26 protein-coding genes, 1 pseudogene and 1 riboswitch are annotated in these 26,002 nt (G+C 65.9%); of the genes and pseudogenes, 13 read left to right on the top strand and 14 right to left on the bottom strand.

Translation table 11 applies throughout. The features are described from left to right. Positions 1 to 233: 233 nt before the first annotated feature. Together ACVILL_RS10230 and ACVILL_RS10225 are read left to right on the top strand one after the other, a co-directional pair. A pseudogene (locus ACVILL_RS10230) lies at positions 234 to 800 on the top strand (CYTH domain-containing protein); the annotation flags it as partial. Between the two features lie 3 nt (positions 801 to 803). Beyond that, positions 804 to 1,802: a CHAD domain-containing protein gene (locus ACVILL_RS10225; protein ID WP_456734229.1), complete on the top strand. Its 999-nt coding sequence runs from the start codon at positions 804 to 806 to the stop codon at positions 1,800 to 1,802. Positions 1,803 to 1,874: 72 nt separating this feature from the next. Here ACVILL_RS10225 and ACVILL_RS10220 read toward each other — a convergent pair whose 3' ends face one another. Both ACVILL_RS10220 and ACVILL_RS10215 read right to left on the bottom strand, forming a co-directional pair. Next, entirely contained in the window at positions 1,875 to 2,063 is a 189-nt protein-coding gene (locus ACVILL_RS10220) for a hypothetical protein (RefSeq protein WP_456728939.1), read from the bottom strand. 141 nt (positions 2,064 to 2,204) lie between these two features. Next, entirely contained in the window at positions 2,205 to 3,437 is a 1,233-nt protein-coding gene (locus ACVILL_RS10215; RefSeq protein WP_456728938.1) for an MFS transporter, read from the bottom strand. A gap of 231 nt (positions 3,438 to 3,668) precedes the next feature. On the opposite strand from ACVILL_RS10215, the gene ACVILL_RS10210 reads away from it, so the two are divergent. Further along, a complete protein-coding gene (locus tag ACVILL_RS10210; RefSeq protein ID WP_456728937.1) occupies positions 3,669 to 4,958 on the top strand; it encodes a hypothetical protein in 1,290 nt (429 codons plus the stop codon). Positions 4,959 to 5,074: 116 nt separating this feature from the next. Here the strand turns inward: ACVILL_RS10210 and ACVILL_RS10205 are convergent, their stop codons facing one another. Together ACVILL_RS10205 and ACVILL_RS10200 are read right to left on the bottom strand one after the other, a co-directional pair. After that, entirely contained in the window at positions 5,075 to 5,248 is a 174-nt protein-coding gene (locus ACVILL_RS10205; RefSeq protein WP_456728936.1) for a hypothetical protein, read from the bottom strand. Positions 5,249 to 5,360: 112 nt separating this feature from the next. Continuing rightward, positions 5,361 to 7,574, bottom strand: coding sequence for a TonB-dependent receptor (locus ACVILL_RS10200; protein WP_456728935.1), 2,214 nt, complete (start codon positions 7,572 to 7,574; stop codon positions 5,361 to 5,363). Positions 7,575 to 7,734: 160 nt separating this feature from the next. After that, a riboswitch (cobalamin riboswitch) is annotated at positions 7,735 to 7,932 on the bottom strand. Between the two features lie 113 nt (positions 7,933 to 8,045). Here ACVILL_RS10200 and ACVILL_RS10195 point away from each other — a divergent pair. The 3 genes from ACVILL_RS10195 to ACVILL_RS10185 are packed head-to-tail and all read left to right on the top strand — an operon-like array spanning position 8,046 to position 10,692. Then, positions 8,046 to 9,089 carry a FecCD family ABC transporter permease gene (locus ACVILL_RS10195; protein ID WP_456728934.1) on the top strand — a complete coding sequence of 348 codons (1,044 nt, stop codon included), beginning with the start codon at positions 8,046 to 8,048 and terminating at the stop codon, positions 9,087 to 9,089. Further along, the gene (locus ACVILL_RS10190) at positions 9,086 to 9,859 is read left to right on the top strand and encodes an ABC transporter ATP-binding protein (protein ID WP_456728933.1); all 774 of its coding nucleotides are present in this window, start codon (positions 9,086 to 9,088) and stop codon (positions 9,857 to 9,859) included. The genes ACVILL_RS10195 and ACVILL_RS10190 overlap by 4 nt, the downstream gene beginning before the upstream one ends. Before the next feature lie 2 nt (positions 9,860 to 9,861). Continuing rightward, a complete protein-coding gene (locus ACVILL_RS10185) occupies positions 9,862 to 10,692 on the top strand; it encodes an ABC transporter substrate-binding protein (RefSeq protein ID WP_456734228.1) in 831 nt (276 codons plus the stop codon). Positions 10,693 to 10,795: 103 nt separating this feature from the next. Here the strand turns inward: ACVILL_RS10185 and ACVILL_RS10180 are convergent, their stop codons facing one another. From ACVILL_RS10180 to soxX, 8 genes are all read right to left on the bottom strand, one after another. Then, positions 10,796 to 11,836: an MBL fold metallo-hydrolase gene (locus ACVILL_RS10180; RefSeq protein WP_456728932.1), complete on the bottom strand. Its 1,041-nt coding sequence runs from the start codon at positions 11,834 to 11,836 to the stop codon at positions 10,796 to 10,798. 447 nt (positions 11,837 to 12,283) lie between these two features. After that, positions 12,284 to 12,739, bottom strand: a complete 456-nt coding sequence (locus ACVILL_RS10175; RefSeq protein ID WP_456728931.1) for a DsrE family protein — start codon at positions 12,737 to 12,739, stop codon at positions 12,284 to 12,286. After that, entirely contained in the window at positions 12,736 to 14,487 is a 1,752-nt protein-coding gene (soxB, locus tag ACVILL_RS10170) for a thiosulfohydrolase SoxB (protein ID WP_456734227.1), read from the bottom strand. Before soxB ends, ACVILL_RS10175 begins: the two co-directional genes overlap by 4 nt. Positions 14,488 to 14,670: 183 nt before the next feature. Further along, a complete protein-coding gene (locus tag ACVILL_RS10165) occupies positions 14,671 to 14,976 on the bottom strand; it encodes a hypothetical protein (protein ID WP_456728930.1) in 306 nt (101 codons plus the stop codon). Next, positions 14,973 to 15,833 (bottom strand): sulfur oxidation c-type cytochrome SoxA, encoded by an 861-nt coding sequence (gene soxA, locus ACVILL_RS10160; RefSeq protein WP_456728929.1) that lies wholly within the window; start codon positions 15,831 to 15,833, stop codon positions 14,973 to 14,975. The genes ACVILL_RS10165 and soxA overlap by 4 nt, the downstream gene beginning before the upstream one ends. Beyond that, entirely contained in the window at positions 15,830 to 16,141 is a 312-nt protein-coding gene (gene soxZ, locus ACVILL_RS10155; protein WP_016848045.1) for a thiosulfate oxidation carrier complex protein SoxZ, read from the bottom strand. Before soxZ ends, soxA begins: the two co-directional genes overlap by 4 nt. 71 nt (positions 16,142 to 16,212) lie before the next feature. After that, on the bottom strand, positions 16,213 to 16,707 hold the full coding sequence (gene soxY / locus ACVILL_RS10150; RefSeq protein WP_456728928.1) for a thiosulfate oxidation carrier protein SoxY: 495 nt from the start codon (positions 16,705 to 16,707) through the stop codon (positions 16,213 to 16,215). A gap of 32 nt (positions 16,708 to 16,739) precedes the next feature. Beyond that, entirely contained in the window at positions 16,740 to 17,030 is a 291-nt protein-coding gene (soxX, locus tag ACVILL_RS10145; protein ID WP_456734226.1) for a sulfur oxidation c-type cytochrome SoxX, read from the bottom strand. A gap of 371 nt (positions 17,031 to 17,401) precedes the next feature. Between soxX and ACVILL_RS10140 the strand changes: the two genes are divergently transcribed. Both ACVILL_RS10140 and ACVILL_RS10135 read left to right on the top strand, forming a co-directional pair. Next, the gene (locus ACVILL_RS10140) at positions 17,402 to 18,733 is read left to right on the top strand and encodes an IS1182 family transposase (protein ID WP_456728556.1); all 1,332 of its coding nucleotides are present in this window, start codon (positions 17,402 to 17,404) and stop codon (positions 18,731 to 18,733) included. A 172-nt stretch (positions 18,734 to 18,905) separates the two neighbouring features. After that, entirely contained in the window at positions 18,906 to 19,589 is a 684-nt protein-coding gene (locus ACVILL_RS10135) for a DUF938 domain-containing protein (RefSeq protein WP_456728927.1), read from the top strand. On the opposite strand, the gene ACVILL_RS10130 is transcribed toward ACVILL_RS10135, so the two are convergent. Then, positions 19,586 to 20,458, bottom strand: a complete 873-nt coding sequence (locus ACVILL_RS10130) for a protein-L-isoaspartate O-methyltransferase family protein (protein ID WP_456728926.1) — start codon at positions 20,456 to 20,458, stop codon at positions 19,586 to 19,588. The two genes, ACVILL_RS10135 and ACVILL_RS10130, sit on opposite strands and share 4 nt — an antisense overlap. 78 nt (positions 20,459 to 20,536) lie before the next feature. On the opposite strand from ACVILL_RS10130, the gene ACVILL_RS10125 reads away from it, so the two are divergent. The 3 genes from ACVILL_RS10125 (at position 20,537) to ACVILL_RS10115 (ending at position 23,876) form a co-directional block, all read left to right on the top strand. Further along, positions 20,537 to 21,028, top strand: coding sequence for a type II toxin-antitoxin system HicB family antitoxin (locus ACVILL_RS10125; RefSeq protein ID WP_456728925.1), 492 nt, complete (start codon positions 20,537 to 20,539; stop codon positions 21,026 to 21,028). A gap of 196 nt (positions 21,029 to 21,224) precedes the next feature. Continuing rightward, positions 21,225 to 22,469: an MFS transporter gene (locus ACVILL_RS10120; protein ID WP_456728924.1), complete on the top strand. Its 1,245-nt coding sequence runs from the start codon at positions 21,225 to 21,227 to the stop codon at positions 22,467 to 22,469. Between the two features lie 174 nt (positions 22,470 to 22,643). Then, positions 22,644 to 23,876: an MFS transporter gene (locus tag ACVILL_RS10115; protein WP_456728923.1), complete on the top strand. Its 1,233-nt coding sequence runs from the start codon at positions 22,644 to 22,646 to the stop codon at positions 23,874 to 23,876. 128 nt (positions 23,877 to 24,004) lie between these two features. Here the strand turns inward: ACVILL_RS10115 and ACVILL_RS10110 are convergent, their stop codons facing one another. After that, the gene (locus ACVILL_RS10110; RefSeq protein WP_456728922.1) at positions 24,005 to 24,445 is read right to left on the bottom strand and encodes a helix-turn-helix domain-containing protein; all 441 of its coding nucleotides are present in this window, start codon (positions 24,443 to 24,445) and stop codon (positions 24,005 to 24,007) included. A 98-nt stretch (positions 24,446 to 24,543) separates the two neighbouring features. Between ACVILL_RS10110 and ACVILL_RS10105 the strand changes: the two genes are divergently transcribed. Next, complete coding sequence (locus ACVILL_RS10105; protein WP_456728921.1) at positions 24,544 to 25,407, top strand: class I SAM-dependent methyltransferase; 864 nt, start codon at positions 24,544 to 24,546, stop codon at positions 25,405 to 25,407. Beyond that, positions 25,400 to 25,900, top strand: coding sequence for a DUF2938 domain-containing protein (locus ACVILL_RS10100; RefSeq protein ID WP_456728920.1), 501 nt, complete (start codon positions 25,400 to 25,402; stop codon positions 25,898 to 25,900). The genes ACVILL_RS10105 and ACVILL_RS10100 overlap by 8 nt, the downstream gene beginning before the upstream one ends. Positions 25,901 to 26,002 lie beyond the last annotated feature (102 nt).

Genomic DNA, 26,002 nt, shown 5'->3' with positions numbered 1-26,002 from the left:
ATCGCATTACGATATAATTACAAGCAGGCGGCCTCGAATGGCAGCGTTGAAAGCATCGAGAACGCGCGGCGCGCGTTTCTTCCCCTCTGGATGGCGGTGCAATTTCATGCAACTTCAAATCGTAAATTTGGATACAATTTGCCGCCAATGCGCGGGATTTGCCTTGTCATGGTCATGAAACCTTCATACACCCCACTCTGGGGGCGTTATCATTGGATGAGCGGCGGCCGGTCGTGACCGAGGCAAGCACTGCCATTGCAATCGGGCATGGCGATCAGGCGGAAATCGAACTCAAATTGCTGGCGCCGCAAGGTAGCCTCGAAAAACTCCGCGAGGCACCCTGCATCGTGCAGCATGCGCGCAACCGCGGCGCATTCCACCGGCTGGAGACGGTGTATTACGACACGCCGGAGCGCCTGCTGTTTCAGCATGGCATGTCGCTCCGCGTGCGGCACAGCGGCAAGCAATTCATCCAGACACTGAAACTGGCACCCAATGGCGGGCGGCCCCTGATGCGGCGCCAATGGGAGGTGCCGATCGAGGGCCTTACCCCCGATCTGACGCGATTCCCCGCCGACGAGGTCGGCGATCCCATGGCGGCGCTGAGCAACGACGCGCTGGTGCCGGTTTTCGTGACAAAGGTGCGCCGGCACGCGCGGCAGCTCGATCTGCCCGATGCGTCGGTTGAAGTTGTCTTCGACGAGGGGACGATCGAGGCCGCTGCGCGCCAGGAGGTCCTGTCGGAGATCGAGCTTGAACTGAAGAGCGGCAATGCCGGCGTTCTGTTCGATCTCGGTGCGCAATTGCTCGACGCCGCGCCGCTGCAGATTGGCACGCGCAGCAAGGCCGAACGGGGCTATGCGCTTGCGTTTGATGTCGCGCCATCGGCCGCGAAAGCCGAGTCGTCAGGGATCACCCCCGAGCTTGTGGTCGACGACGTCATCGCACTGCTGGTGGGCTCCTGCTGGCATCATCTTCTGAAAAATCACGCGGTGGCCGAACAGGGTTCGGACCCCGAAGGCGTGCACCAGATGCGGGTGGCCTTGCGGCGCTTGCGGACGATCTGCGTGCTGTTCCGGCGCGATATTCCGTCGCCGGCATTTCTGGCGCTCGACAGCGAAGCAAAATGGCTGATGCGGCAACTCGGCCAGACCCGGGATTGGGACGTGTTCGCCGAAACGACGATCGCCCGCCTGGTCAAGGCGGCTCCGGATATCGACCTGGATGGCCTGCGCCAGGCGGTCGACCAGCAGCGCAAGTCGAGCTACGGCGCCCTGCATGGCGTTCTGGCCGATCCGCGTTGCAGCCGCTTCCTGCTCTCGCTCGGGCATCTGGCGGAGCGCCGCGGCTGGCGCAACGAGATCGACAGTGAGGCGCTGGCTGTGCTGTCGCAGCCGATGCGGGTGCTCGCGGATCAGATTCTGGAACGGCTGCATCGCAAGACATTGAAGCGCGGTGCGCGCTTCCGGCGGCTCGATATCCATGCGCAGCACAATCTCAGGATCAATCTGAAGAAGTTGCGCTATGCGGCCGAGTTCTTCCTGCCGCTTTATGCCGCCCACGCACCGGCGAAGCGCTACGTGAAGCGGCTCGCCGGGCTGCAGACCAGCCTGGGGCGGGTGTGCGACATCGGGAGCACGCGCGTGCTGCTTCATTCCATCCGCCAGGACGACCAGCCGTCGCTTCATCTCGGTATCGGTGCGATGGCCGGCTGGCTGGCCCGCGATCAGATCGCGGTGGCAAAGACGCTGCGCAAGACTTGGCGGCGCTTCAAGACGACGCCGGCATTCTGGGGCCGGTGAGTCCGGCAACGGTAGTCGTCCGCCACACCTCCCATGGAGGTTGGCTCGATACGCGGCTGGCCCGCGGCGCCATCACCGCGTGGGAAGCCGGACTTGGTCGTCGGGCAAGGCTGGCTCCGTCGACGCACCGGCTCCGGCGCTGTCCAAAGCTGTTTCCTGACCAATCGGAATATGCGGCGCACTGCTTACCACGACCGGATTGTCGTCGTCGGCGTGGCTTATGAGCGTTTCAAGAAACAGGAAAAATTTCTCAGAAAGCACAATAACCTCCCCCGATTCGGAAGAGTCGAAATCAAGCTAGTGCTTCGAAGCGGCATGCGCCAGTCGTCGTGGCGCAAAACCCCGCCAATAAGCGGCGATTGCCGGCGGTTCGCGGGTCAGGGCGATCCGGGCGCGGCCGCCCTAACGGGCCTGCGCCTGGATTGCAGCTTCGGAGGCCTGCGGCTTGCGCTCGGTGACCAGCGCGAGCAGCACGGTCAGCACCATGAAGACCACCGAGGTGCCGAACACCCAGCGCGGCATGTGCTGGTCCATGATCCAGCCGAACAGCAGCGGGCTGACGATGCCGCCGAAGTTGAAGCCGGTGGAGACGATGCCGAAGGCGCGGCCGGCGGCACCGGGAGGCGCCGCGTTGCGCACCATCATGTCGCGGGACGGCGCGATCACGCCGCCGAGGAACCCGGCAAGCCCCATCGCGAGCGTCAGCGCCACCGGCGGCAGGTTCGCCATCGCAATCAGGAGCACGAGCACGGCATTGGCCGCGAAGCACCCCGCGGCGACCTGGCTGTGGCGATGGGTCCAGTCGGCGAGATAGCCGCCGGCGAGCACGCCCGCCGCGCTGGCGCCGAGGAATGCGGTCAGCGCGATGTTGGCGGTCGAGAACGACGCGCCGTAGCCGCCCATCAGCGCGACCACGCCGAAATTGTTGATGCCCGAGGTCGACAGGCTGAGCAGCGTGAAGAAGGCGGTCAGCACCATCAGCGCCGGCGTGATCACGCTGGCCTTCGGAGCGGCGTCGTCCTTGGCCTTGCCCTTGTTGGCGCCGGCGTCGGGAATGCCGAGCACGATCAGGAACAGCGCCACCAGCGGACCGATCGCGCCGGCCACGATCAGCGCGCCGAGGCCGCCGATCGATGCAACCAATGCGGCCATGATCGCCGGCGCCACCGCGCCGCCGAGGAAGCCGGCAAAGGTGTGGATCGAGAAGGCGCGGCCCATCCGCGCCTCGTCCATATGGGCCGAGAGGATCGCGTAGTCGGCCGGATGATAGACGCTGTTGGCGAGGCCGAGCAGCACGGCGCAGACGATCAGCGAGGTGTAGCTCAGATGCAGGCCGAGCCCGATCAGCGCGCAGCCGCCGACGGTCAGCCCGATCAAGAGGATCTTGCGCGCGCCGATATGGTCGGCGAGGTAGCCGATCGGCGCCTGGGTCAGGCCGGAGACCACCGCGAACACGGTCAGCGCCAGGCCGAGTTCGACATAGCCGACGCCGAGTTGCTGCTTCAGGAACGGGAACAGCATCGGCAGCACGAAGATATGGAAATGGCTGACCCAATGGGCGACCGAAATCCCCGTCAACGTGCGCAGTGCGCTGTCGGCTTTCGCTTGCTGCGGTGCAGCCAGAACGTCGACCATTCCTGAGACAACCCCGATTCCAGAAGCGTTTTCGAGCGAAGCGGGCACCGGTTCGCGTGAAGAAAACGCCCCAAATGAAAGCAACGCCCGGCAGGGCCCGCCGAAAATAGAGACTGGCCGCTAATTGTCCATGAACGCAGGCGCATGGCTGCCCCCGGCGCGGGCGTGCCGGATCGACACATGCGGCATTAAAGGCGGCGACAAAGCGTGGCGGCGCGGTGATGATCGGCCATGATCGACGCCAAAAAGCAGCTCCGGGTGCTGGTGTCGGAGGGCTCCAGCACCTCCGGCCGCGAGGCGATCACGATCCTGGGGCTGGCCGGCCATCACGTCGAAGTCTGCGATCCCTCGCGCTGGTGCCTGGCGCGCTACTCCCGCTTTGTCCGCAAGTATCACCATTGTCCGCCTTTGCGCACCGATCCGGCCGGCTTCCTCGGCTTCGTCGAGTGGCTGTTGGCGGCGCAGCATTTCGATGTGCTGCTGCCGACCCACGAACAGGGCTTCCTGTTCGCGCGCGCCGCGGCACGGCTGACGTCGCACACCGGCCTGGCGCTGCCGGATTTCGCCTCCTATCGCACGGTGCACAGCAAGGCCGGCTTCAGCCGGCTGCTCGACCAGCTCGACCTGCCGCAGCCGCCGACCCGGATCGTGCGCTCGGCCGAGGAGCTGCGCGACGGCCTGCGGTTTCCGTCGGTGGTCAAGACGTCGGTCGGCACCGCGAGCCGCGGCATCTGGTTCGTGCGCGATGCCGGCGATCTCAACCGCGCGCTGTACGATCTCGAATCCTCGGGCGATTTTGCCGGCGAGGTGCTGGCGCAGGATCTCATCACCGGCACGGTCGAGAAGGCGCAGTCGGTGTTCTGTCGCGGCACGCTCATTGGCTTCCACGCCTACCGGCAGATCGCGGCCGGTGTCGGCGGCGGCGAGGCGATCAAGGAGAGTGTGAGCCGCCCGGCGATCCGCGCCTGCCTCGAGACCATCGGCGCGCATCTCGGCTGGCATGGCGCGCTTTCGGTCGACGTCATCATGCCGTTCGACAGCGCGACGCCGCTGTTGATCGACTGCAATCCGCGGCTGGTCGAGCCCATGAACGCGTACCAGTCGAGCACCGATCTGGTCGATCTGCTGCTGCGCGTCTCGCTCGGCGAGACGCCGCCACCGGCGGCCGAGAGCCGCGCCGGGGTGCGGACGCATCTCGCGATGCAGGCGCTGCTCGGCAGTGCGTCGCGCGACGGCACGCGGCGCGACCTGATCAGGGAATGCGGCCGCATTGCCACGGGTGAAGGCCTCTATCGGGCCAGCAGCGAAGAGTTGACGCCGGTGCGGCTCGATTGGCTCAGTGCCGTGCCACTGGCGATGACGACGGTTCTGCTGCTCGCATCGCCGCAAATCGCATCATCGCTGGCGCGCGGCGGCTTTGGCGCGCATCTGCTCGATCGCGCGAGTATCAGGACGATCGAGGGTGAGGAATTCTCGCGCGATGTTTCACCACGTCGTCCTGGCGAAAGCCAGGACCCATAACCACCGCTGCAAGTTTGGTGGCACGCTGGGGCGGCACCTCGCCCGATAGCGCGCTTCAGGGGCAATGGGTCCTGGCTTTCGCCAGGACGACTTCGTGGATGGATTTCGCTTAACCCCTACAACGGCTCGTCATCATTGCCGTAGCGATCGATCTTCGGCGTGGCGATGTCGCCATCCTCGTAACAGTCGTCGTCAGCCGGCGCTGCGGGCGGCGGAGGTTTCTTCGCCTCGTCGTCGGTCTTGTCGTTGATCTTGGCGCCGCCCTTGCTCTGCTTCCCGGCCTTGGCCATGTGTTTCCCCTGCGCGGGTCAAATCCGCTCAGGGAATTCTACTCCAGTTTCCGTGCGCTCGTCATGAGGAGACGGTGCGGCGGGGTCACACCCCGCCACACCGGATCATGCTCTAGAACGTCGCGCCGGCCCTGACCATGTAGGTGCGGCCTGGCAGCGGGTAGGCGGAGAAGCGGCCATCCGTGAACGTGCTCGCGATGGCGTAGTCGTAATAGAGCGCGTTGAACAGGTTGTTGACGCTGAGCGACCAGAAGAAGCGGTCAACTTGCCCGCTCAGCTTGATGTCGGCGGTGGCGCTGCCGGGAATCCGGCTCTGGGTGTTGGCCTGGTCGTTGTCCATGATGCGCGAGCTCCAGGCGCGCACCGTGGCATCGAACACCAGATAGTTCTGCCAGATATTCCAGGTGACGCCGAGATTGCCGGTGTAGCGCGACACCAGCGGCACGTCGTTGCCGGCCCACATGCCTTCGCGGAATACGGCGCGGGTGATCGCCATGCCGCCGCGTAGGGTCACGGTGTCGCTGACCTTGAGCGAGGCGCTGGTCTCAGAGCCATAGCGGCGGGTCGGGTCGAGGTTGGTGTTGTAGAACAGCACCGGATTGAAATGGATCTCGTTCTCGAGATCCATCAGATAGACGCTGGTCTGCACCTGAAACAGGTTGGTCTTGACCCGGAAGCCGCCTTCGACGTCTTCCGAGGTCTGGGTCTTGAGCTGGAAGGTCTGCGGGATCGGCGCGAAGGTCAGCGGGTCGAACGACGGTCCCGACGCGACGCGCTCGTCGACATCGGGCGTGCGGAATGCACGCGCGGCGCGGCCGAACACCGAAAAGCTGTCGGTGAGGCGATGCTCGACGCCGACATGCAGCGCGTACTGCGTCTCGTTGCTGTCGAGCGGGGAGGCCTGCGTGTCGAACGCGAACGGCGCGTTCGGGTCGTAGCGGTCGCGCGCCGAGACGCCGGTGTTCTGAACGCGTGCGCCGTAGGAGAAGTCGGTCGTCGGCAACAGGCCCAGCGTATGTTGCCAATAGCCGGCCACGGACCGCTGCTCGATATTGTAGATATGGAAGGGATCGACGCCCTGATAGGCGCCGCGCGCCTCACGGAAGGTCGAATCGTAATAGTCGATGCCGGTCAGGATCGTCGACGGCATTCCGAGCATCACGGTCTTGACGCTGAGCCGCGGCGTCAGCGACCAGGTCTCGAGCGCGGCGTCGTTGTAGGTGGAGGAGAAGCTCGGCGTCGGCACCGTGCCGAAGAAGCCGCTCTGCGTGTCGCGCTGCCGCCAGCCTCCGTCGACGATCAGGTCGACGCCGTTCATCAATGTCTTGGTGAAACCGGCCGTGACGCTTGAGGTCTGCTGGTTGGCGTAGTCGAACGGCGTGGCGGCGCCGCGGCGGTCGGTGAGCAGCTCGTTGACGCCGATCGACGGATCGACCAGCCGTCCGCCGGGCAGGCCGAGCTTCTGGTCGCTGCCGGTGACGGTCAGGAACGCGCTGAGATCCGACGTGGTGTAGTTGATGTTGCCGATCGCGTTGCGCTGGTCGAGCGCATTGTTGACGCGGTAGCCGTCGGACTTGATGCCGTTGCCGTAGAACGAGGTGGACCACGGTCCCGAATTAAGCGCCGCGGAGACTGCGGCCGTCCGCGTGTTGAACGAGCCGGCGCCGCCCTCGGCCCTGATCGTGGCCGGCGGACCGCCGGCGCCGGTCTTGGTGACGATGTTAATTACGCCGCCCACCGCGTTGTCACCGTAGAGCACCGCACCGCTGTTGCCGCGCGTGATCTCGATGCGCTCGATCGAATCGAGCGGGATCGTGGTGAGGTCGAAGCCCGCCTTGTCCATGTCGTTGAGGCGGCGGCCGTTGAGCAGGAACAGCGTGTTGTCCGTCGCGAATGCGCCGAAGCCGCGCAGGTCGACCGAGGTCTTGGCGCCGTTCGGTCCACCATAGGGAGTTTGCAGCTGGACGCCCGGCACCTGCGCAAGGATCTCGGGCAACGAATGCACCGGCGAATGCGCGATGTCGTCGGCGGTGATCACGGCCGAGGAGGAGCCGACAATGCCGGCGAACTGGCGGCCGCCGCCGGTGCCACCAGTTCCGGTGGCCGCGCCGGTCCCCGTCGAGCTCGATCCGGCGCCGCTGACGGTGTTGCTGCTCTGCGCGGTGCCCGGTGCCGGGCGGCGCGAGGACGGCGCTTCGTCAGCGGCCGGCCTGGCGCGCGTGACGTTCTGGTCGCCCGGTTTGGTGACTTCGATCGCCGGGAGCTGATCGGGAGCGGGCGCCTGCTGCCCCCGTGCACCTGAAGCAAGGATTGCAGGCGCGATCATCGTCGACGCGAGCAGAAGCGCGCGGCGGCGATGGGGTGGGAAGGCGGACATAGGCGAGACCTCGGTAACGTCAGTGGCACGTCACCGCGAACCAGTCTCACCATCGTGCTTGCAGCATCAGGTGAAGCTCATGCCTGTACTCCCCGACCGGCATCATCGCGTGTGACCACGGCTGACGGCAGGTCTCCTGGCTCGCGGGTCGTTACCCTTCGTCGCCTTCCCAGGACCGAGATTCCCAGTGGCATCTGACGAAGGATTCACCGCATACAGTTGCGGGGGCAGCCGCGGCGTTGGGGAAGTTTCCCCGTACCGCATTCCCTTTTCATCTCATTAAAGAACCGTCATGTTCATCTAGGGTTCGGCCGGGCAGCAAAGTCAATCCGGCGGCAGCCGGGCAAATGGCCGCTCCGCCACGGTTTTTGGCGAGTGTCGCTTGTCTGCCACGGCGATCGCTGTAAGAGCATGGATTCAATGAGCGTGCAGGATTTTGCCTTGGCGGCCGAGGTCGCGGCGCGGCGCCGGTGGGGCGTCACCGCGGCGCTGCTCGCGCTCGTGGTGCTGCTGCTGGTGATCTCGCTCGGGATCGGCCCGGTGCCGCTGTCGCCGCTCGCGGTGATCGAGGCGCTGTTCGGCAGCGGCAGCGACGTGGCGCAGGTGATCGTGCGCGAGATCCGCCTGCCGCGCACCATCCTGGCGTTTGCGATCGGCGGCATTCTCGGCCTGTCCGGCGCCGCGCTGCAAGGGTTGCTGCGCAATCCGCTGGCCTCGCCGTCGCTGTTCGGTGCGCCGCAATCGGCGGCGTTCGGCGCGGTGCTGGTCATTGCGCTGGGTCTCGCCGATGTACGCTCCTATGCACTGCCGGTGGTGGCGATCATCGCCGCGTTCGGCTCGGTATTCGCGCTGCTCGCGATTGCCGGCCGCAATGCCGGGCTGTTGATCCTGATCCTCGCGGGGCTCGCGATCTCGAGCTTTGCGGGAGCGGCGACGGCGCTGGTGATGAACCTCTCCAGCAATCCGTTCGTGGTGCTGGAGATCGCGTTCTGGCTGCTCGGCTCGCTGGAGGATCGCAGCTTTCAGCACGTCGCGCTGGCGCTGCCCTTTATCATCGCTGGCGCCGCCATCCTGCTCAGCCAGGCGAGCGCGTTCCGCGCGCTGACGCTCGGCGAGGAAGCGGCGCAGAGTCTCGGCGTCGACGTCGGACGGCTGCGGCTCTACGTCATCACTGGCGTTGCGCTCGGCGTCGGCGGCGCGGTCGCCGTGACAGGCACGATCGGCTTCATCGGTCTGGTCGCGCCGCATCTGATGCGCCCGGTGATCGGTCACGATCCGGCGCGGCTCCTGGTGCCGAGCGCGCTCACCGGCTCGGCGCTGCTGCTTGCGGCCGATATCGCGGTGCGCATCATCCCCTCTACCTCGGATATCAAGGTCGGCGTGCTGACCTCGATCATCGGCGTGCCGTTCTTCCTCTATCTGATCATGCGCGAACGCCGCGCACTCGGCGGAGGCGTGGCATGACGCTGCTCTCCGCCACCGCGCTCAACGCCTCGCTCGGCAGCCGCAGGGTGCTGCACGATGTCTCGCTGGCGTTGACCGCGGGTCATCTGGTCGCGCTGGTCGGGCCGAACGGCGCCGGCAAGACCACGCTGCTGCGTGCGCTGGCCGGACTGATTCCATCCGACGGCGACATCAGGATCGGCGGCGACGCGCTGGCGTCGCTCCCGTTGCGCGAGCGCGCCAAACGCTTCGCCTATTTGCCGCAGGGCCATATGGTGCACTGGCCGCTGCCGGCGCGCGATATCGTCGCGCTCGGCCGCTATCCGCATGGCGCGACCGATCCGGCGCGGCTGTCGCAGCTGGATATGGAGGCGGTGCTGCGCGCGATGCAGGCGGTCGACGTCGAGGCGTTCAGCGATCGCCGCGTTACCGAGCTCTCCGGCGGCGAGCGCAGCCGCGTCGCGCTGGCCCGCGTGCTCGCGGTGGAAGCGCCGGTGATCCTCGCCGACGAGCCGACCGCCTCGCTCGATCCGCGCCACCAGATCGACGTGATGCAGAAGCTGCGCAACGTCGCCGACACTGGTGTGCTGGTCATCGTGGTGACGCACGATCTCGGGCTCGCGGCGCGCTTCGCCGATGATGTGCTGGTGCTTTCGGAGGGACGGCTGGCCGCGCAGGGCGCGCCGGAGCAGGCACTGTCCGAAGCAGTCCTCGCCAGTGTGTTCAGGGTCAGCGCCTATCGCGCCGAATTCCAGCGCGAGGCCGTCATTGTGCCGTGGGCGGATGTGTGATGATGCGGCGTCTCGCAGCCCTGGCAGCGGTCGCATGGATGATGTCGTGCAGCACCGCGTTCGCCGTCGGACCGCGCATCGTCTCGATGAATGTCTGCAGCGATCAGCTCGTGCTGACGCTGGCCGATCCGGACCAGATCCTCGGCCTCAGCCGCTTCTCGCGCGATGCCTGGCAATCCTGGGCCGCCGAGCAGGCGCGAAGCTATCCGCGCCTGTCCGGCGGGGCCGAGGATGTGCTGCTGCTCAAGCCCGACATCGTCGTCGTCAGCCTGTTCGACAAGCGTGCGACGCGCGATCTGCTGAAGGCCAACGGGCTGCACCTCGTCGAGTTCACGGTGCCGCGCACCCTGGACGAGGTGAGGAAGCAGATTTTGGCGATGGGCGGTGTGCTGCAGCATCCGGATCGCGCGCAGGCCGAGATCGCGCGCCTCGATGCGGCGATCGCGCGGGCGCGGGCGGTGGCGAGCACGCGTCAGTATCGCGTGCTGCCTTTGGAGCGGCGCGGCTTTGTCTCGGGCGACGGCAGCCTGGTCAGCTCGCTGCTGACGGCGACGGGCCTGACCAACGCCGCCGGCGAGCTCGGCCTCGGCGCGGGCGGGTTTGCCTCGCTCGAGGCGATCGTGAAGCTGCGGCCGGATTTCATCCTGGTGTCGGAAGCCGGCGATCGCGCCGAGGATGAGGGCCGCGCCTTCCTGCTGCATCCGGCGCTGGAGCGCTTCTATCCGGAAGGCAAGCGCATCGTGCTGCCCGAGCGGCTCACGGTGTGCGGCGGCGTGATGCTGGCGGATGCACTGGATCGGCTGACGGAAGAGTTGAAAAGGGTGACGCGTTAGGTCTCTGCGTCGTCATTGCGAGCGGAGCGAAGCAATCCATCTTTCCGCTTGCTGAGGTATGGATTGCTTCGTCGCTTCGCTCCTCGCAACGACGCTGAGGGACCTACCCCAACACCACCGGCCCGCCGGCCTTCTTCCACGCGTCGATGCCGCCTTCGATATGGGCGGTGTTGGCCAGCCCGGCCTTCTTCGCGGCGGCAACGGCCATCGCCGAGCGCTCGCCGAAGGCGCAGAAGAACACGACGCGGCGGCCGGTCGCGGCCGCGACTTCGCGCAGCATGCCGCCGGGCTGCAAGGTGGCGCAAATCCCCGGATAGGGCGCATGCAGCGCGCCGGCCAGCGTGCCGTGCTTGGCGCGCTCCGCGGTCTCGCGCAGATCGACCAAGAGGATATCGGGACGACCGAGGCTCGCGATGGCGTCGCGCGCGTTCAGCGAGAGGCCTTCCTTGGCGAGCTCGTCCTGATGCAGGCCGACATGCATGTTGGCGGGCACCACGACATCCATCAGCTTCGGATTCGGCAAATTGAGATTGTTCATCAGCTCGACATAGTCGTCGATCGATTTCACCTGCAGCCGCGGATTGTAGCGCTTCTCCTCGCCGATGGTGGAAACGGTGTCGCCCTTGTAGTCATGTGCGGGGAACACCATGGTCTCCTCCGGCAGCTTGAGCAGGCGGTTGAAGATCGAATCGTACTGCGCCCGCGCGCTGCCGTTTTGGAAATCGGTGCGGCCGGTGCCGCGGATCAACAGCGTGTCGCCGGTGAAGACACGGTCGCCCATCAAGTAGCTATATGAGTCGTCGGTGTGGCCGGGCGTGTACAGCGCCTCGAGGCAGAGGCCCTCGATCGTCACTCTATCGCCGTCGGAGACGCGCATCGACACCACGTCGGCCTTGCTCTGCTCGCCCATGATGGTGATGCACTGGGTGCGGTCGCGCAGCTCGCCGAGGCCGGTGACGTGATCGGCGTGCAGATGGGTATCGACGGCTTTCACCAAACGGAGGTCGAGTTCCTGCAGCAGCTTGCAGTAGCGGTCGGCCTTCTCCAGCACGGGATCGAGGATCAGCGCCTCGCCGCCGGCGCGGCTCGCGAGCAGATAGCTGTAGGTGCCGGACACGCTGTCGAAGAGCTGGCGAAAGATCATGACGGCTTACCTATTCTCCAGGCCGAGTCTCAGGGAGGATATTATTCCATAGATAGGGTGCATTCAAAGCAAATCCATCCCCGGGCGAATCCGGTTCTCGTCACCCCCGCGCAAAGGCTTCGCCTTTGCGCGGGGGTGACGGGGCGCGCAGCTCTATCCGCGTCATTGCGAGCGAAGCGAAGCAATCCATCGCGCGGCATACGCGGAAGCATGGATTGCTTCGTCGCTATCGCTCCTCGCAATGACGGGGTGAATAGCTTCACAAGCTCTCAGGATGACGGGTCAGGATGCATGCGAGCGATCAGGGCCGCACGTAGCTCCAGCCCCGCTGCTGCAACTTCATCGGATGCACCACGCTTGACGGTACGATGGTGGCGTCGGTGGCCGGTGTGCTGGTTGCGAAGGCGCGTTCGCGCGTCCCGTTGACTCGCAATGACGGCGGAGCCGTTACGGCCGCACCAGCGTGTAGCCGTTCTCGGTGAGAAGCAAAATCTGCGCGACGCCGACCTGCACGGGAGTGGCGGCGGCGATGTAGTCCGGCCGCTTGCCGCTGTCGCGCTCGATCGTGTCGACGGTGTTGAGGCAGATGTCGACCCGCGCGCCCTGTGCGACTAGGCTCTCGACCAGTCTGCGGTTCGGATTGTCGGGCTTGAGCAGCTCGATGCCCGGGCCGAACGCGACGATCTCGACCGCGACCTTGTCGGGATCGTAATGCTTCATCAGATTGTTGGCGACGCTGATGACGAGGCCCTGCTTCTTCGGATCGTTGTCGGAGAGCTGCAGCACGACCTTGTGCTCGGCGAACGGCTTGTCCTGCAATGGCGCGAACTGGGCGCGGGCGAGCGGCGTCGCCAGCGCGATCGCCGCAATGCAGAGCGCTGCGATGACCGCGCGCCGCGTCATCCGTGCCTCGCAATGCCCGGGTTGTCGTCGACGCCTTTCAGCGTCACGCCGGGCTCGTCGCGGTTCGGCGGCCGGCCGGAGCGCAGATGCTTGGCGACGACGTCCCAGATCGGCGCGCCGTTCTGCTGGTTGACCGAGGCCCAGCCCGCGACCTTGTAGTGCTTGCCGGCTTCGAGATGCTTGCCGTTGCCGAGCTTCAGCTCGGAAATCCGTTTGCCGACGGATTCCCCCGGCGTGCAGGTGTAGGCGAGGCCGCCGACGCGAACCATATCGCCGCCTTGCTGGTAGTAGGGATCGACGTTGAACAAATTGTCGCAGACGTCCTCCATCACGTCCTTGATCTGGCTGCCGGTCATCTTGGTGACGTAGGTCTCCGGATAGGTGATCGCGGTTTCCGACAGCACGTCTTCCATGGTCAGCGGCTGGCCGGCGAGCGTGGTGAGGCCCCAGCGGAAGCCGGGCGACAGCGCGATCTCGGCGTCGAGCTGGTTCAGCAGCGCGTCGCAGATCAGCTGGTCGACGGTGCCGGAGAAATTGCCGCGGCGGTACAGCAGGCGGTCGGCGGTGCCGAGCTTGTCGCTCCATTCGTCGGCATGCGGGTCGCGCATCTTTTCGATCAGCGCCTGCATGGCGGGATCGGGCTTCAACAGCTCGGCGAACACAGGCAGCAGCCGGTAGCGGACATTGGCGACCTTGCCCTTGGCGAGATCGAGATCGAGCACGCCGATGAACTTGCCGTTGGAGCCGGCATTGGTGACCAGCGTGACGCCGCCGGCATTGGTCACCGTGATCGGGATCGGGATCGCGTCATGGGTGTGGCCGCCGAGGATCACGTCGATGCCGGTGACGCGGCTGGCGAGCTTGAGGTCGACGTCCATGCCGTTATGCGACAGCAGGATCACCGCCTCGACCTTGTCGTTGTTGCGGTGGCCGTCGACCAGCTTTTGCAGCTCGTCGTCGCGGATGCCGAACTTCCAGTCCGGCGTGAAGCGCTTGGGGTGCGCGATCGGCACATAGGGGAAGGCCTGGCCGATGATCGCGACGCGGTGGCCGCCGATCTCCTTGATGATCGACGGCTTGAACACGCGCCCCGAGGCCGGATCGAACGCCTTGGCGTCGTTGAACGCGGCTTCCTCGGTCAGGAACACGTTCTGCGCCACGAACTCGCCCTTGAAGCGGGCGAGATTGTCGCGCAGCACCTGCTCGCCATAGGTGAATTCCCAATGCCCGGTCATCGCCTCGATGCCGAGCAGGTTGGCAGCCTCGACCATGTCGGCGCCGTTCATCGCGTTGGCGAGCCCCGACCCCTGCCAGAGGTCGCCGCCGTCGAGCAGCATCGAGCGCTTCTCGCCGACATCGGCGCGCAGCTTGTCGATCAGCGTCTTCAAATGGGCAAAGCCGCCGAGCCGGCCGAAGCGGCCGGCGGCCTTCTCGAACTCGACGCAGGTGAACGCATAGGCATCGGCGCTGTCGGGGCGGATGCCGAAGCGATCGAGGAACGCCTTGCCGACCAGATGCGGCGGCTGGCCGGCCATCGCACCGACGCCGAGATTGACGCTGGGCTCGCGGAAGAACACCGGCTTCAGCTGCGCATGGGTGTCGGTCAGGTGCAGGATGCGGGAATTGCCGAAGCGCTCGAGGTCGTAGACGCTCGCGGTATCGGCGCCGCGCGCAAAGCGCGCCGGCAGGCCGGCGGTCAGCGTTGCGGCGGCCGAAGCTCTCAGGAAATCCCGGCGGCGGATGATCATCACTCTCACGGCATTTGGTTCGAAGCCAAGCGGGCGGTGGTAGGGCTCTCTCCCCCCTTGCGGGGGAGAGTTGGAGAGAGGGGTAAGCCATGAACACCGCCCGCGCTGCTTACCCCTCTCCCTAACCCTCCCCCGCAAGGGGGGAGGGAACCCTTCCGCCCGTGCTTCCCTAACTCCTGGGGGTCAACGAATTTCCATGTCCTTCCAGCGTTCCTTTTCGCTGGTGGCCTGGAAGATCGATGCCTTTGCCAGTGCCTCGGCCTCCTTGGCCTGGACGACGGCGGTGTCGAAATCACCAGCATCACCGGCCTTTTTTGCGGCCGAAAGCGTCGAGGCGGTGGTGGTCCACTGGTTGCGCTGGGCGCCGGCTTCCTTGTTGGCGGCCTCAGCCGCGGCGTAGGCCGCCTTGTAGTCGGCTTCGGAGGCGGCAAACGCGCCCGTCGCGGTTGCGAGCAGCACGACCGCTGCCGTCAGGATTGCCGCTCTCATGGCCGCGCTCCCGGCCCTGAAATCGGCAGGCCATTGCTGACATAGGACAAATAGTATTCGAGGTTGCGGTACTCGTCGTCCTGCGGATTGAGCGGCACGCCGCGGACCTGGCTGTTACAGGTGGTGAAGCGGCGGCTGGTGGTGCCCATGCCGCTCCATTCCGAGCGGTAGATCGGCATCGCGTTGAGGATGCCGAGCGCCGGCGCCAGCACCTCTGCGCGAATCCGCTCGCCCGGGCTCTGGATGTGGCAGGTGGCGCAGGAGAAATTGAGCTGGCCGCGGCGGGTGTAGAAATACTCCTTGCCCTTCTGGTAGGCCTCCAGTGCGCGCGGATCGTTCGGGATCTTGATGTCCATCGGCTTGCCGCGCGAGGTGAAGGCCATGTAGGCGGTGAGCGCCGCCATGTCGTCCTTCACATAGGAGAACGGCGCCTCGCCGTTGGCCTCGCGGCAGCGGTTGAGCGCGAGCTCGAGCGTGACGACCTTGCCTTCCTTCTCGTCGAAGTAAGGATAGTTCTGGCGGATGCCGATGCCCTTGTTCGGGAAGCAGTCGGCGTAGGTCTTGCCGTTCTTGAACGGCGTCGAGAACATTTCCTTGCCGGCTTCGAGCGAGAACTCGTAAGGCGGAAATTGCTCCTTCTCTTCCCACTGCCTGTGCAGGTCCTCATTCATCGAATAGGGACCGTTGACGAAATCCTCGAGCTTCAGCTTGGGGAATTTGGTGGTGAAGAATTTCTGGAACGCGGCCTTGTCGGCCGCGGGATCGACGCTGTCGGCCGCACGCACCGCCGGCGCGAGCGCCAGCATGCCGAGCGCAAACGCTGCAAATGCTGCGCGAATTGCGAGGCGCCGCGTCATTGAATCTTCGCCGTGGTGGTGTCGGTCGCGCCCTTGTTGTCGACCCAGCTGACCTTCAGATCGTCGCCCTTCTTGCCGCCCTTGAAGGCGAACTTGACGTAGGGGTCCTTGGAGACGCCGCCGCCCCAGTCGGCGACGAACACCGGCTTGCCATCATACTCGAAGGTGAGTTGCTGGATGAAATGCGGCGGGATGATCTCGCCCTTGGCGTCCTTGACGAAGCCGGAATCCATCGGATGCTGGATCAGCGCCTGCACCTCGGTGGTGTCGCCGTTCGAGGTGGCGCGCACGCGAATGCTCGATGCCATCTGGTTTGTCCCTATTGTTTGCGCATGATCTTGTCGGAAAACCGGTTCCCACTTTTCCGGATCATGCGTATTCAGCCGCCGCAGCCGCCGACGGTGACCTTGATTTCCTTTTTGGCGCTGTAGAGCTTGCCGCCGGCCTCTACGATCACGATGACGTTGCTGCTCTTGGCCATCTTGATGCGGTTGGCGACGCTCGGCAGCGTGCCGGCAGGAATCTTGTACGATGCGACCAGCGAGATCGGGTTCTCGCTGACCAAAAACGAGATCGAAGTGACGTCGGCCAGCGTCGTGGTGGCGGAGATCGGCACCACAGCGCCGTTCTCGGCGATTTCAGGCGCGTCCATCTTGACCTTGTCCGAGGGCTCGGCGGTTTTGCCGTAGAGCGCCTTGATCGCGTCGGCCTCGTTCTTCTGCTTGAACGCCTCATCCGGATATTTGTCGTTGGCGGCGGCGAGCGCCTGCGGCACGTCGAGCAGAATGACGCCGAGGCCGATCAGTGCGGCGACGCCGGCGCCCTTCAGCACCAGGCGGCGTGCCCCGGAAAATTCGCTGGTCGTGATGTTCATCTAATAAAACTCCTCAAGCGGCGGTCGCGGCGTCACAGTGTTTGCAGGAAGTCCACCACCGCGCTGATTTCCTTCTCGCTCAAAATCCGGTTTCGGCCGAACGGTGGCATCACGGTCTGCGGGTTGCGCTTGGTCTCGTCCGTCACGATCGCGATCAGCTCGTCGCGGCTGTATTTCGCCTTCAGCCCGGTCAGCTCGGGGCCGATCGTGCCGGGCAGGTCGCCGCCCTTGATGACATGGCAGGTCAGGCAATTGCCCTTGCCGCGGTCGAAGGCGAGCTTCTGTCCCTCGGCGGCGGATTGGGCCTGCGCGGGCGCGGCCATGGCGGTACCCGCCAGCAGCGCCAGAATGAAGGCTGGCTTGGAGAAAGTGGCGATCAAGGAACGTTTCCCGGGCTTCAATCTCGATGATCCCATCGCAATATAAAGAGTGGAAAGCACAAAGGCCATCGGCTGGCAACTCGGAGAATAGGCGCGTTGCGACGGGGTTAATGTCTTTGCGGACAAGATCAACTCCGTCACCCTGAGGAGGCCGCAACGCGGGCGTCTCGAAGGGTCGACGGCCCGACTGTGGCCGTGCGTCCTTCGAGACGCGCTACGCGCTCCTCAGAGGGTGTGAATCTTTGTTCGGGATGAGGGTTGAGTTTTCCTACGCGGAGTGATTCCTGCAGCTGTACTATCCGAGAGGTGCAGCGATGCCTGGCGACGAACTGTTTGCCGATCTTCCGGTACAGAAAGCTGAGCGGGAGAGCGATCCGGGGCAGCCGCGGATGCGGGAACCGGTACGCGATCAGATCGAGCTTCGGGCAGTCGATCTGGAGGCGCTGGTAGCCGCCGATCATCCAGTCCGGGTGATCTGGGCTTACGTCGAGAAGCTTGATCTGGGCGAGCTTGAAGAGGCGATTAGAGCTCGAACCCACACGGCGGGACAGGCCCCGGCGAGCCCGCGGCTTTTACTGGCACTGTGGCTTTATGCGACGAGCGAGGGGGTTGGCAGCGCGCGAGCGCTGGCCAGGCTGTGTGAGAGCCACGACGTCTATCGGTGGCTCTGCGGCGGGGTGAGTGTGAACTATCACGGCCTTGCCGACTTCCGCACGGCGCATCCGGAGCTTCTGGATCGGCTGTTGAGCGAAAACATCGCCAGCCTGTCGGTGGCCGAGATCATCGACCTCGATGAGGTGGCGCAGGACGGAGTGCGGGTACGTGCCTCGGCTGGGAGCAAGTCGTTCCGCCGCCGCAGGAAGCTTCACAAGGAGTTGCGCAAGGCGCAACGATTGATCCGACAGCTGAAGGACGAAGCAGCCGACGATCCGCAAGCCAGCAGCCGGCGGATCGCTGCGGCCAACGAACGGGCCCTGCGTGAACGCGAGCAGCGCGTGGCGGCAGCGCTGAAAAAGCTGGCCGAGATCGAGGCGGAACGCGAACGGCGCAGCAAGACCAACAAGAAGGAGGTCGAGAAGCAGAAGGAGCCGCGCGCCTCCACCACCGACCCCGATGCCCGCGTCATGAAAATGGCCGATGGCGGCTTCCGCCCCGCCTACAATTGCCAGCTCTCGACCGTCGCCGGTGGCCAGATCGTGATCATCCCGGACGTCAAAACCGTCGGCTCCGACCGCGGCTTGGCCCGGCCGATGCTGGAGGAGATCAACCGCCGCCATGGCCGATGGCCGAAGCGGTTGCTGATCGACGGCGGCTTCAACAAGAATGAGGATACCGAGTGGGCGGCTGACCGCGGCATCAAGGTCTACGGGCCGCCTTCACGCAGCAAGCACCAGCGCGACCCATATGAGCCACGCGACAACGATGGGCCCGGCGTCGCCGCCTGGCGAGCCCGCATGAAGAGCCCACGTGGCAAGTCGATCTACAAGCGTCGAGCCCAGGCGGAGTGTATCAACGCTCGCTTCCGCAACTGGGGCCTGCAGCAGTTCACCGTACGCGGCCTCAAAAAGGTCCAGACGGTCCTGCGCTGGTTCGCACTCACCAACAACATCCTGGCCGGCCACCGCCTGCTCCAGGCTGCAGCTTGAAGCCTGGCCATCAAATCGTCACAGCCCAATCCCGCTTTTGCCGCAGCTGCTAACTTCAAATAGGGTCACAGCCTCTCAGGATGACGGATCTGGCAGTGCTGACGCTCCGTCGGTTCCGCATTTGCCGGGTGCAGCTGCGCTGTCTACATTCGGCTAACACAGGAGAAGCGTGGTGGCGGAGTTCGTGGTGGAGTTCGGCAAGGACGGCAGCCCGGTCGAGGCGGACGGACGGCTCGACGCGGCGGCGTTCCACCGCAATCACCAGCCGATCTGGGCGGTGCTGAAGGATTATCTCGCTGGCCAGTCCGGCGATGTGCTGGAAGCCGGCAGCGGCACCGGCCAGCATGTCGTCTGTTTCGCCGGCGAGACGCCTGACATCATCTGGTGGCCGAGCGACCTTCATGCGGCGCATCTGCGCAGCATCGAGGCCTGGAGCGCGCATGCCGCCCTTGCCAACATCCGGCCGCCGCAGCCGATCGATCTGTCCGACCCGGCCTGGTCGCCGGCGCCGCCGGATGGCAAAGGTCCGGACGAACTGCTCGCGATCTTCTGCGCCAATGTGATCCACATCGCGCCGTGGCGCGTCGCCGAGGGCCTGTTCGCCGGCGCCTCCAGGCATTTGCGCGCCGACGGCCGGCTGTTCCTCTATGGCCCGTTCAAGCGCGGCGGCAAGCACACCTCGCTCAGCAACGCGGTGTTCGACACCTCGTTGCGCGAACGCGACGCCGAATGGGGCGTGCGCGACATCGCCGATGTCGAGGCGCTTGCGGACAGCGTCGGGCTGAAGCTGGCTGGTACTTTCGAGATGCCGGCCAACAACATGATCCTGATGTTTGAGCGGAAGGATGCCGCCTAGTCGTAAGCCAGGCACCATCCGTCGCCGCGCAGCCAGCAACGATCGTCGGGAATCCCGGCATCGCGGGTGAGCCGCGTCACCTTCTGCCAGCCGCCGCGGGCGAAGGCTTCGGCCAGCGCCTTTTCGGACGCCGCGTCGCGACCGCCGTCGCAGGGAATGATCGCAACCGCTGAGATCCAGTCGGCTTGATACTCCGCACCGTTGCGCCGGATCCGGAAGACGGCGCCGGAGCGCGCCACCTGGTCCGGCGTGCCGCCCCTGAATCCCTCGTCCGACGTCAGCGGCAGGATCAGGCGGCCGCCATCGGCGAGGCCGTCGAGCCATCGCGCGGCCGGCCGGGTGCAGCCGGCATTGACATAGATCACGTCGGCGGAGGCGAACGCGACCTGTGTGCCGTCGCCCTGGACGATCTCGACATTTGCGTAATCTGCGAGGTTGGCGCGGGCGTCTGCCGCAAGGGCTGGATCGTATTCGATGCCGGTCACGCGGCCGGACGGTCCGACCAGGTGCGCGAGGATCGCCGTGTAGTAGCCGGTGCCTGTTCCAATATGCACGACGTGCTCGCCGACAGCGGGCGCGGCCTGGTGCATCAGATGCGCATGCAGCGACGGCTGGCCGTTGTTGAGACGCCGCTCGGGCCGCAACGCGACCAGATCGTTGGTGTAGAGATAGACCGGATCGGCATCGGGGGTCGGCATGTAGTCGCGAGCCCACCATCGCAGCATCAGCCACGGTCCGGGGCCGACGAAATCCTCGCGCGGGATCGCGGCAAATGCCTCCGTCAGCCGCGCGTCGACGACATTGGCGGCGGCCAGGATCTGCTTGGCATAGGCCGCGCGGACGATGCGGAGTTCGGCTTGCGGGTCCATTGCCGCGCACTCCTGTCTGTTGTGTGATTTGACACACCTGAGTGTGTGAAATAGCATATCCGAACGACGGAGGCCAGAATGAAGAGACGGCTTTATCCGGCCGTGCTGGAGCGCGGTCCGCGCGGCGCGTTCGGGGCGTGGTTTCCGGACTTTCCCGGCTGCGTCGCCGCGGGGCGATCGCAGGAAGACGCGATCGAGCGCGCCGAGCACACGCTGGCGCAGACCGTCGATGGCTGGGTCGAGCAGGGCAGGCCACTGCCGGAGCCGACCCCGATCGAGCGCATCGTGGCGCCGAAGGGCTCGGACGTCGCCGCCTTCTTCATGGTCGGCGTCGATCCGCCCGACCCATCCGAGCGCGTCAACGTTTATCTGCCGAAGAGCCTCATCGCACGGATCGACAAGCATGCCGCCGGCCTCGGCATGAGCCGGTCGAGCTTCTTCGGTTTCGCCGCGACGCTTGCGCTTGAATGGCGGGTTCACAAGCCGCACCTCGTGGGGCCGCGCTCCAAGGTGCACAAGACCGGCGCGCTGCGCGCCGAGAAGCGTCCGGCCAAGAAGCCTGTGCGGTAGTGACGTGCGATGGAATACTCGTGGCGTCGTCCTGGCGAAAGCCAGGACGACGCCGGAGTGTGAGTATTCGACGAGGCCCACCATCGTGCGCCTCCCGCATGGCCTTCGTCCGTTTGCGCCGGTTGATCGGCCTGCACCCGCTCTCCATAGTGCCGACGATTGGAGGCTCCCGCCGGGGCTTCAGGCGGGAAGGCCGATGATCGACGTGACAGCTGGAGACGAAACGAGCGGCGACGCGCGGGCGCGCAGCAATGTGTGGCGGCTTGCGGCGGCGCAGGCGCTGACCGGCGCCAATTCGGCCGTCATCTTCGCCACCGGCTCGATCGTCGGCGCGACGCTGGCGCCCGACATCTCGCTCGCGACGGTGCCGCTCTCGATGTATGTGCTCGGGCTTGCCGCCGGCACGCTGCCGACCGGCGCGATCTCGCGCGCCTATGGAAGGCGCACAGCCTTCATCGTCGGCACCTTCTGCGGCACGCTGACCGGCGCGCTCGGCGCCTGGGCGATCCTGCATTCGTCGTTCTGGCTGTTCTGCGGCGCGACCTTCCTCGGCGGGCTCTACGGCGCCGTCGCGCAGTCCTATCGCTTCGCGGCGGCCGATGGCGCCAGCGTCGCGTTCCGGCCCAAGGCGGTGTCCTGGGTGATGGCCGGCGGCGTGTTCGCCGGCGTGCTCGGGCCGCAGCTCGTGCAATGGACCATGGACATCTGGCCGCCCTATCTGTTCGCGTTCTCCTTCGTGATGCAGGCGCTGGTCGCGCTGGTGGCGATGGCCGTGCTGTCGGGCGTCGACGCGCCAAAACCTGCGGCGGCGGACCTGCATGGCGGCCGCCCCTTGCTCGAGATCGCAAAACAGCCGCGCTTCATCGCCGCCGCGCTGTGCGGCGTGATCGCCTATCCGATGATGAACCTGGTGATGACCTCGGCGCCGCTCGCGATGAAGATGTGCGGGCTGTCGGTCAGCGATTCCAATTTCGGCATCCAGTGGCACATCGTGGCGATGTACGGCCCGAGCTTCTTCACCGGCTCGCTGATCGCGCGGTTCGGCGCGCCCGTGATCGTTGCGCTCGGGCTGGCGCTGGAGGCGGTGGCGGCGCTGATCGGCCTGTCGGGGATCACGGCGCCGCACTTCTGGGCGACGCTGTTCGTGCTCGGGGTGGGCTGGAATTTTGCCTTCGTCGGCGCCTCCGCGTTGGTGCTGGAAACGCACCGGCCGCAGGAACGCAACAAGGTGCAGGCGTTCAACGATTTCCTGGTGTTCGGCATGATGGCGATCGGCTCGTTCTCGTCGGGCCAGCTGCTCGCGCATTACGGCTGGAATGCCGTCAACATGGTGGTGTTCCCGCCGGTGCTGCTCGGGCTTGCCGTGCTCTCGTTCGCGTCATTCGCCAAGCGGCGCGTGAAATTGCGCGCGGTGGAAGAAATCCCGGATCCCAGCATCTAAGCTTTGTCTTAAGCATGATCTTTTCGGAAGACCGCTTCGCACTTTTCCGGATCATGTTGCTGCTGCCATGTGCTGACACTTCGATCCGTTTCGAAATGATCGGCTTGCACGGCTTCCCACATCATGAGAACGGATTAAGCCCGGTCATGACGATGTCGGAAGCAAGAGCAAGAAATGGACGCATCCTCACCCACGCTGCTTGACGAATCCTCGCTTGGTTACGAGGGCTGGCGCATCGTCGTCGTCTGCTTCCTGCTTGCGACCTTCGGCTGGGGGCTGGGCTTCTACGGACAGAGCGTCTATGTCGCCGAGTTGCAGCGCCTGCACGGCTGGCCGGCATCGCTGATCTCGTCGGGTACGACCTTCTTCTATCTGTTCGGCGCCGCGCTGGTCGCCTTCGTCAGCGAGGCGATCAAGGCGTTCGGTGCGCGCCTCTGCCTGATCGCAGGCTGCTTCGCGATGGCGGTCGCGGCGGTTGCGATCGGCGAGGTGCGCGAGCCGTGGCAGCTCTATCTTGCCGACGCGCTGCTGGCGTTCGGCTGGGCCGGCACCAGCCTCGGCATCATCACCAACACGCTCGGCCTGTGGTTCGACAAGAAGCGCGGCATGGCGATCAGCCTGGCGCTGAACGGCGCGAGCTTTGGCGGCATCGTCGGCGTGCCGCTATTGGTGGCGGGGATCGGCACCTTCGGCTTCTCCGGCGCGATGATCGCCGCCGCTATCCTGCTTGTCGTGGTGATGGTGCCGGTGATCCTGATCTTCGTCGGGCGGCCGCCGGCGCATCTGCACGCGGTCACTTCAGCGGCGGCCGACGCGCCGTCGGCCACCCAGGTGCGCGCCCGCGCGCTGCGCGACATCCGCTTCCTCTCGGTGTCGATTGCGTTCGCGCTGGTGCTGTTCGCCCAGGTCGGCTTCATCGTGCATCTGATCGCCTATCTCGACCAGGTGATCGGCCGCGAGCGCGCCACGGTGGCGATGGCGCTGCTGACCGCGATGGCCGTGGTCGGCCGCGTCTCCTTCTCCTTCGTGATCGACCAGCTCAACCAGCGCCTGGCATCGGCGCTGTCCTTTGTCAGCCAGGCGATCGCGCTCGCCCTCATCATCAATGTGCACAATGACGTGGTGCAGATCGCGGCCTGCGCGCTGTTCGGTTTCTCGGTCGGCAATCTGATTACGCTGCCGGCGCTGATCGTGCAGCGCGAATTCGAGCCGCGCGCGTTCGGCGTGCTGGTCAGCCTGATCACCGCGATCAACCAGATTACCTACGCGTTCGGTCCGGGCGTGATCGGGCTGCTGCACGATCTCTCCGGCAGCTACACGCTGCCGTTCTACGGCTGCATTGGCCTCGAACTGATCGCAGCGGTGGCGATCATGACCCGCGGCCGCGCCGCCGGCACCTCATCCTGAGGAGCGCCAACGGGTCCGCGCGAAGCGCGGCCCGATGACAGGCTCCGCGCGTCTCGAAGAATGAGGCCACCAGCGGGGCCACATGGTTCGAGACGGCGCTTTCGCACCTCCTCACCATGAGGGTTGAGCTATGTGCTCTTGCGCCGTGATTTCTTCGCCTTCTTCGGCGTCTCCATCTTTCCGGCCGCCGCGACCCGCAGCAGGCGACGAAAGGTCGGACATTCCATGTGGCTCGGCGCCGGGCAGACGGCGGCATGGCGCAGGCCGTCGCGCATCGCGTTGAGCCTGCGGATGGTGCGGTCCAGTTCGTCGGCCTTGGCCGAGAGCATCTTCCGGTCGATGCGCGGCCGTCCATCGGGCGCGAACATTCGTGCGATCTCGTCGAGCGAGAAGCCGGAGGCACGCCCAAGCGCGATCAGCGCCAGCCGGTCCAGCACGGCCGGATCGAACAGGCGACGCAGCCCGCGCCTGCCATGCGAGGCGATCAGCCCCTTCTCCTCGTAGAAGCGCAAGGTCGAGGCGCGCACGCCCGACAGTTCCGCCACCTCAGCGATATCGATGTCCCGCATGGCCCTTGACCTCAAGTTCACTTGAACTGGCAGTGTGCCGCCAGCGGCTTGCGCAAGGCAAGCATCAAGGCAACCGACCAGGCAACAAGGACGAGATCATGGGCATCGCATCGCAGGCCGAGGACGAGCAGGCCAAACTCTGGAACGGCGCCGCCGGGCGCGCCTGGGTCGACACGCGCGACGTGCTGGAAGGAATGTTCAAGCCGCTCGAGGAGCTGCTGGTTCAGGCCGTGTCCGATGCCGCGGCGAGCCGCGTGCTCGATATCGGTTGCGGCACGGGCGCCACGACGTTCGCGGCGGCCCGAGTGCTCGGCCCGGAAGGGCATTGCACCGGCATCGACATCTCCGGGCCGATGATCGCGGCGGCGCGCGCCTGCGCGCTGCGGGTGGGGCGGTCGGCGAACTTCATCTGCGCCGACGCGCAGGCCCATGTCTTTGCGCCGGCGAGCTTCGACATGATCATTTCGCGCCTCGGCGTGATGTTCTTTGCCGATCCGGTGCAGGCCTTCGCCAATCTGCGCCGTGCCGCCCGGCCGGGTGCTCCGGTGCGCTTGATCGTATGGCGCGGTGCTGCCGAGAATCCCTTCATGACGGCGGCGGAGCAGGCGGCGAAGCCGCTGCTGCCGGATCTCCCGGCGAGACGTCCCGATGCGCCCGGGCAGTTCGGCTTCGCGGACCGGACGCGGGTCGAAAGCATCCTGGAGGCCAGCGGCTGGGGCGCGATCGCGATCGAGCCGATCGATCTCGCCTTGCGTTTTCCGGCAACAGAGCTGACCCGTCACGTCAGCCGGCTCGGGCCGGTCGGCGTGATGTTGCAGGGAATGGAGGAGCCGCGCCGCACCCAGGTGATCGACACCGTGCGCGGTGCGTTCGCTCGCTACATCCACGGAACCGAAATTCGCTTCACCGCTGCCTGCTGGATGGTCGCCGCACGGGCGCCGGCTGAAGCCGGGCATGGCTGACGCCGTGGAGTTTGTGGTGAGCGCGGTGCTGATCGGGACCGGCGCGACCATCGTGATGGACATCTGGGGGATCATCCGCGCGCACCTGCTCGGCATCCCGTCGCTGGACTATGCCCTGGTCGGCCGCTGGCTCGGCCATCTCGCATCCGGCCGACTGCGCCACGACCGCGTTGCCGCGTCGCCGCAGGTCGCCGGCGAACGGATCATCGGGTGGGTCGCCCATTACCTGATCGGCATCGGCATTGCCGGCGTGCTGCTTGCGATCTTCGGCCTCGATTGGGCGCGGCAGCCGGCGATCGGCCCGGCTCTGCTGGTCGGGACAGGCAGCGTGGCCGCGCCGTTCCTGGTGATGCAGCCGGCGATGGGTGCCGGCATTGCCGCGAGCCGGACGCTGCATCCATGGGCCGCACGGCTGCACAGCGTCGTGACGCATACGGTGTTTGGCGTTGGGCTCTACGCGGCGGGTCTGTTCGTCAGCTTGTTTAGGCCGTGACGCGTAGCCCGGATGGAGCGGAGCGTAATCCGGGACTTTGATCCAACACGAGCAGCTCCCCGGATTTCGCTTCGCTCCATCCGGGCTACGGAATTATCGGGC

It is taken from the genome of Bradyrhizobium sp. USDA 3364, assembly GCF_054056355.1.
The sequence above is the reverse complement of the archived record's forward strand: the minus strand, read 5'-3'. Positions and strand labels throughout refer to the sequence as shown.